This is a genomic window from Stenotrophomonas sp. 2YAF22 (assembly GCF_052114665.1).
Taxonomy (GTDB): Bacteria; Pseudomonadota; Gammaproteobacteria; order Xanthomonadales; family Xanthomonadaceae; genus Stenotrophomonas; species Stenotrophomonas indicatrix.
Genome location: NZ_JBFRFE010000245.1, coordinates 1 through 5,680, shown reverse-complemented (window position 1 = coordinate 5,680; position 5,680 = coordinate 1). Strand labels below are relative to the sequence as shown.

5 protein-coding genes are annotated in these 5,680 nt (G+C 68.6%); 4 read left to right on the top strand and 1 reads right to left on the bottom strand.

Features of this window, described 5'->3' with window-relative positions; all coding sequences use genetic code 11:
• Positions 1 to 121 precede the first annotated feature (121 nt).
• The 4 genes from AB4Y84_RS11315 to AB4Y84_RS11300 all read left to right on the top strand — a co-directional run bounded on the left by AB4Y84_RS11315 (position 122) and on the right by AB4Y84_RS11300 (position 4,769).
• Positions 122 to 1,822 carry a FecR domain-containing protein gene (locus AB4Y84_RS11315; RefSeq protein WP_442250141.1) on the top strand — a complete coding sequence of 567 codons (1,701 nt, stop codon included), beginning with the start codon at positions 122 to 124 and terminating at the stop codon, positions 1,820 to 1,822.
• Complete coding sequence (locus AB4Y84_RS11310) at positions 1,819 to 3,453, top strand: CHASE2 domain-containing protein (RefSeq protein ID WP_394198056.1); 1,635 nt, start codon at positions 1,819 to 1,821, stop codon at positions 3,451 to 3,453. The genes AB4Y84_RS11315 and AB4Y84_RS11310 overlap by 4 nt, the downstream gene beginning before the upstream one ends.
• Positions 3,454 to 3,543: 90 nt before the next feature.
• Entirely contained in the window at positions 3,544 to 3,996 is a 453-nt protein-coding gene (locus AB4Y84_RS11305; RefSeq protein WP_032975063.1) for a DUF4442 domain-containing protein, read from the top strand.
• A gap of 53 nt (positions 3,997 to 4,049) precedes the next feature.
• A complete protein-coding gene (locus AB4Y84_RS11300; protein WP_442244108.1) occupies positions 4,050 to 4,769 on the top strand; it encodes a hypothetical protein in 720 nt (239 codons plus the stop codon).
• 7 nt (positions 4,770 to 4,776) lie between these two features.
• On the opposite strand, the gene AB4Y84_RS11295 is transcribed toward AB4Y84_RS11300, so the two are convergent.
• On the bottom strand, positions 4,777 to 5,680 hold a 904-nt coding region (locus AB4Y84_RS11295), incomplete at its 5' end, for a hypothetical protein (protein WP_442250140.1).

Below are 5,680 nucleotides of genomic sequence, written 5' to 3'. Positions count from 1 at the left end.
CCCTGCTGTTCTGAACGGCACCGGCATCGTTCAGAATCCCTGCACTGAACGCGGGCAATAATGCCCGCGATGGTGGCCCCCAGGGCCGCCACGATCCGTTCGGGGGGATGAGGTCGGGGCCATGGGGTCTTGCTGCTGCGCCCCCGCTTTGCCGGGACAGCTATCCGTGACCGTTGGCCGCTCGTCGTCTTTCATCAAGTATTTCCTGCGCACACTGCTGTGTGCCCTCTGCCTGTGGCCGGCGCTCGCCGGCGCGCAGGACTGGAACTACCGGGTCCGCCCCGGCGATACCCTGTGGGATCTCGGCGCGGCCTACCTCAAGCCCAGCATCGGCTGGCAGCAGCTGCAGCAGCACAACCGCATCGACAACCCGTACCGGCTGCCGCCGGGTGAACTGCTGCGCTTCCCGATCGGCTGGCTGCGCGTTGAGCCCGCCCCGGCGAGGGTACTGGCCGTGCGTGGGCAGGTTGAACTGAGCGCGGCCGATGGCAGCAGCAGCCGCGCCGTGCGCGCAGGCGAACAGCTGCACATCGGCGATGCGATCCAGACCAAGGCCGATTCCAGCATCACCCTTGAGTTCGCCGATGCGTCGCGCTTGCAGCTGCGCGAATACTCACGCCTGCGCCTGGACCAGCTCAGCCGCTATGGCCGCACCGGCATGGTCGATACCCGCCTGCGCCTGCAGCAGGGGCGCGCCAGCAACCGGGTCACCCCTGCGCGCGGGCCCGCCTCGCGCTACATCATCGATGCACCGACGGCCACCAGCAGCGTGCGCGGCACCGTGTTCCGGGTCAGCGCCGGCGATGACGCCCATGCCGGCGCCACCGAAGTACTGGAAGGCAAAGTGCAGGTCGGCAACCCGCATGGCCAGCGCCTGGTGCACCCCGGCCAGGCCAGCCGCAGCGCGGGCAGCGGAACGGCGCCCGAAGCGGTTTCCGGTTTGCTGCCGGCACCGCGCCTGCGTGCCGATTCGACCCGCCTGGGAGCCCTGCCGGCCCAACTCGCGTGGGAGCCGGTGACCGGCGCCGACCGCTACCGGGTGGAAGTGGTGCAGGCCGCCACCCCGGAAATCCTGTTGTTTGCCGCCGACACCGCCGACACCCGGCTGGTGATCGGCGAGCTGCCGCCAGGGACGCTGCGCCTGCTGCTGCGGGCAGTGGATGCACAGGGTGTGGAAGGCCTGGATGCCAGCGAGGATTTCGTCCTCGACGACCAGCCGCCACCGCCGCTGACCATTTCCCCGCTGCAGGGACRGACGGTCAACAGCGACCGTCCCCGCTTCCACTGGAGCCAGGCGCCCGGTGCCAGCAGCAGCGTGCTGCAGGTGGCCGACGAGCCGCAGTTCCTGCAGCCGCTGCGCGAGCAGAGCACCGGCGGCACCGACCTGCGCCTGGGCCAGCCGCTACCTCCCGGCCAGTACTACTGGCGGGTCGCTTCGCGTGATGACCAGGGCCACCAGGGTCGCTATGGCCAGGCAGTGACGCTGCAACTGACCGATGAACCGGTGGACCCGGCACTACAACCGCCCGAAGCCACCGATGGCGAGCTGACCCTGCGCTGGCAGGCGGGAAGCGACGGGCAGCGCTACCGCGTGCAGGTCGATCRCCGCGGCGACTTCAGCGCGCCGCTGCTCGATACCACCGTCGACCAACCGCAGGTCAGCTTCAAGCGCCCGTGGCGCGGCACGCTGCACATCCGCGTGCAGTACATCGATGACGACGGCCATGCTGGTCCGTTCTCGCCCGCCCAGCAGGTCAAGCTGCCGTGTCGCCTGTGCTACGGCGCCAGCGGCGGTGCCCTGCTGCTGTGGTTGTTGCTGTGAGGCGCTCACCGCTGCCGTGGTCGCGACGGATCCTGCTGGCCCTGCTGGCGGGTGTAGCGACGGCGGTGGTCAGCCATGGCCAGTGGCTGTGGCGGCAGGACGAAAGCGCGTACGACCTGATGGTCGGCAGCTGGGATTACCGCCCCGACCCCAGCGTGCTGATCGTGGCCATCGACGAAGGCAGCCTGCAGCGGCTGGGCCAGTGGCCGTGGCCCCGCTCGATGCATGCCCGCCTGCTGGACCGCTTGACCGACGCCGGTGCCGAGCGCGTCGCGCTGGACCTCATGCTGTCCGAGCCCGACCGTCGCGATGCGCGCCAGGATGCCGAGCTGGCAGCGGCGATCCGTCGCAACGGCCGTGTGGTACTGCCGGTGCTGGCCGCGCCGGCCGCCGGCGACCGCATGGCCGAGGAAATGCTGCCCATCCCGCTGATTGCCGCCAGCGCCGCCGCCATCGGCCACAGTGACGTTGAAGTCGACGGCGATGGTGTCGCCCGCGGGGTCTACCTGCATGCGGGCATCGGCCAGGCACACTGGCCGGCACTCGGTCTGGCGTTGACCGGACTGCCACCGCAACGCGCACAGGGCCTGCCCGACCCTGACCCRGCGCTGGACTCGCCCTATCAATGGCGCCGCAATGATTACGTGCGCGTGCGTTATGCCGGGCCACCGGAACGCTTGCCGCAGGTGTCCTACGCCGATGTGCTGGAAGGGCGCGTGGATGCCTCGATGCTGCGTGGCAGGCGCATCGTGGTGGGCATGACGGCCAGCGGCATCACCACCCGCCTGTTGACCCCCACCACCCGCGAATACTGGATGAGCGGCAGCGAGTACCAGGCCAACATCGCCTCGATGCTGCTGCAGGACAAGCAGATCGACGTGTTGCCCCGCGCCTGGCAGGACGCCCTGGCCGGCCTGCTGGTGGCCATGTGCGTGCTGCTGCTCGGGCTGCGCCTGCCCTGGGTGGTTGCCCTATGCTCGCTACCGGCTGCGCCGCTGCTGAGCTGGTTGCTGCTGCGCACCGGCAGCCTCTGGTGGGCGCCGGCCAGCGCCCTGCTCGGCATCGTGCTGGTACTGACCGCGTGGGCGACCTGGCGGATCGCCTCCTGGCACCGCCAGGCCAACCGCGATGCGCTGACCGGACTCGGTAACCGACTGCGCTTCGAGCAGTCGCTGCAACAGGAATGCGATGCGGCGCGCCGCAGTGGCAAGCCACTGACCCTGGCCCTGATCGATGTCGACCACTTCAAGCATCACAACGATCGCCATGGCCACCAGGTCGGCGATCGCGTGCTGTGCGAAGTGGCCCGCCTGATCCAGGCGCATGCCCGGCGGCCGCGTGACATGGCTGCCCGCTACGGCGGCGACGAATTCGCACTGGTGCTGCCCGACACCCCGGTTGAAGGCGCACGGCAGGTGATCGAAGACCTGATCTCCTGCATCCGCGCCCTGCCGCCGCCCGGCGATGGCAGCAATTCAGGCGTCACCCTGACCATCGGCGTCTACACCCGTGTGCCTGACGGCGACCTGCAACCGCATCATTTCGTCGAAGGCGCCGACAACGCGCTTTACCGGGCCAAGGACAATGGCCGCGACGGCTATGTGATCGACGGCGGCCCGCCCGCGCCGTAGCGCCCGGCAGGCCTGTCGGAGTTGCTGCGGGCTACAACATACGCATGCGAATGGTTAGACTGGGTGCCCCGTCCCCTGCCCGGTTCCCGCATGAAAGCCAGCACGTTCCGCTTCGGCATCAACCTGTGGCCACCGTTCCTGTTCACCGGCATCCATGTCACCCGGATCACCCCGGACTACCGGCAGATCGACGTGGAACTGCGCCTGCGCCCCTGGAACCGCAACTATGTCGGCACCCACTTCGGCGGTAGCCTGTTCGCAATGACCGATCCGTTCTGGATGCTGGGCCTGATGCACACCCTGGGCCGCGACTATTACGTCTGGGATCGCGCCGGTGCGATCGATTTCCTCAAGCCCGGTCGAGGCACAGTACGCACGTCTTTCCGCATCGACGATGCACTGCTGGATGAACTGCGCACGGCGGCGGCCGGTGGCGAAAAAGTGCTGCGCTGGTTCAGCAACGACGTGGTCGACGAAGCTGGCGAGGTGGTCGCGCAGGTACGCAAGCAGGTCTATGTGCGCTTGAAGCCACACGCACGGTAAAGCGGGCCGGCTGACGCCCGGCTATCCTCTGCAGCCCTGCCATGGAGGCTGCAATGCGCCTTTTCTACTTTGCGGCGGCACTGACCGCCCTGCCCTTCGCCGCCACTGCACTGGACGTGCCGCCGGTGCGCTACCCCGCCGTGCCCGCGCACGCCGCCACGGCCGAGGGTTTCGTACCTGCCGGCTGGACGCTGGAATACAGGATCGAAGGCGACCTCGACCAGGACGGGCGCGCAGACCTCGCGCTGGTGCTGCGCCAGCAGGACCCGCGCAACATCATCGAACACGATGGGTTTGGCCCCTCGCCGTATGACAGCAACCCGCGCATCCTCGCCATCGCCTTCGCGCGACCGTCCGGTTACGTGCTGGCCGCGCAGAACCACACGCTCATTCCGCGGCCGGACTCGCCCGTGCTCAGCGATGCACTGGCCGAAGGCACCGGCGTGTCCATCCAGCGCGGCGCACTGCGGGTAGGGTTGTACTCGTTCTCCAGCGCGGGCAGCTGGTCGATGGGCACCACCACGTTCACGTTCCGCTGGCAGGAAGGCGACTTCGCGCTGATCGGCTACGACCGCGACTCGATGATGCGCAATTCCGGGCAGACCGAGGGCCTCAGCGTGAACTTCTCCACCGGCAAGGTGAAGCTGACCGAAGGCAGCATGCAGGACGACAAGGAACAGGTGCGTTGGCAGACCCTGCGTGACCGCAGGCGCTGGACGCTGGACAGCGTCGGTGATGGCTGGGCGTTCAATCCACTCGGCGACAGCGACTGAGCCCGGGTCAGTCAGCCCGCAAGGGCATCGACAGATACGGGCCCTCGCCTTCGCGCGCCGGTCCGCGCCTCAGCAGCTGCAGGTGGCGACCGTCGGCAGACAGTGTTGGCGTGCGCGCCTGCGAACGCCACTGCGCCGGCAACCGCGCCAGTGCCTCGTCGGGTGGCCCGGCCTGTTGCCGCAGCCAGCGCTGCGCGCCAAGCAGGCGGATCATCGCCGCTGCGTCCTGGCTGCGCGTCGCGTACTGTGCGTGGGACGGCCCGGCGATGGCGCTCAATGTGCATCCCAGCGGATTGGCCACGCAGCCCACTTCCCATCGGGGCGGTGGCGGGGCAAGGAGCGGGACATCGGCTGCCAGCGCCTTCACTGCAGCAGGGCGACATGCCCAGCCGAAATTGCCGGCGATCCGGGCCAGGGTGTGGTCGCGATCCAGCAGCAGGCGGCTGCCTGCTGTCTGCGTGGACGCCTCGATGGCGGCCTTGTTCATCGCGAATTCGCCCTGCATCGCATGACACAGGCTCTGCTCGTCGGCTTCCAGCGGCTGCAGCGCCACCTCGCAGGAGACGGGCAGCACGTAATCCGGTGATTGCTCGACCAGCATGTCACCCAGCAATGCGGCATGGATCCTCACCACGGCGGCACCCATCATGCTGTCCACCAGCGTGCTGCCGGTGCGCATCATCCGCCGCCCGAACTGAACCGATCTGCAGCCTGCCTCGACGGCACCGGCAACATCGCCCTGCAGATAGGCCAGTGCCTGCGCACTGGTGCCATCCAACAGYGGCGTGTACGCCGGTAGTGGCAGGAGCTCGCTTTCGAAGGGCTGGAACGGGGAATCGAAACGATCGTAGTCCGCCATCCGCGCCAGTCGCTCGTGCAGGCCGGCATGCCCGGCGTGGGCGTCAGCGAAG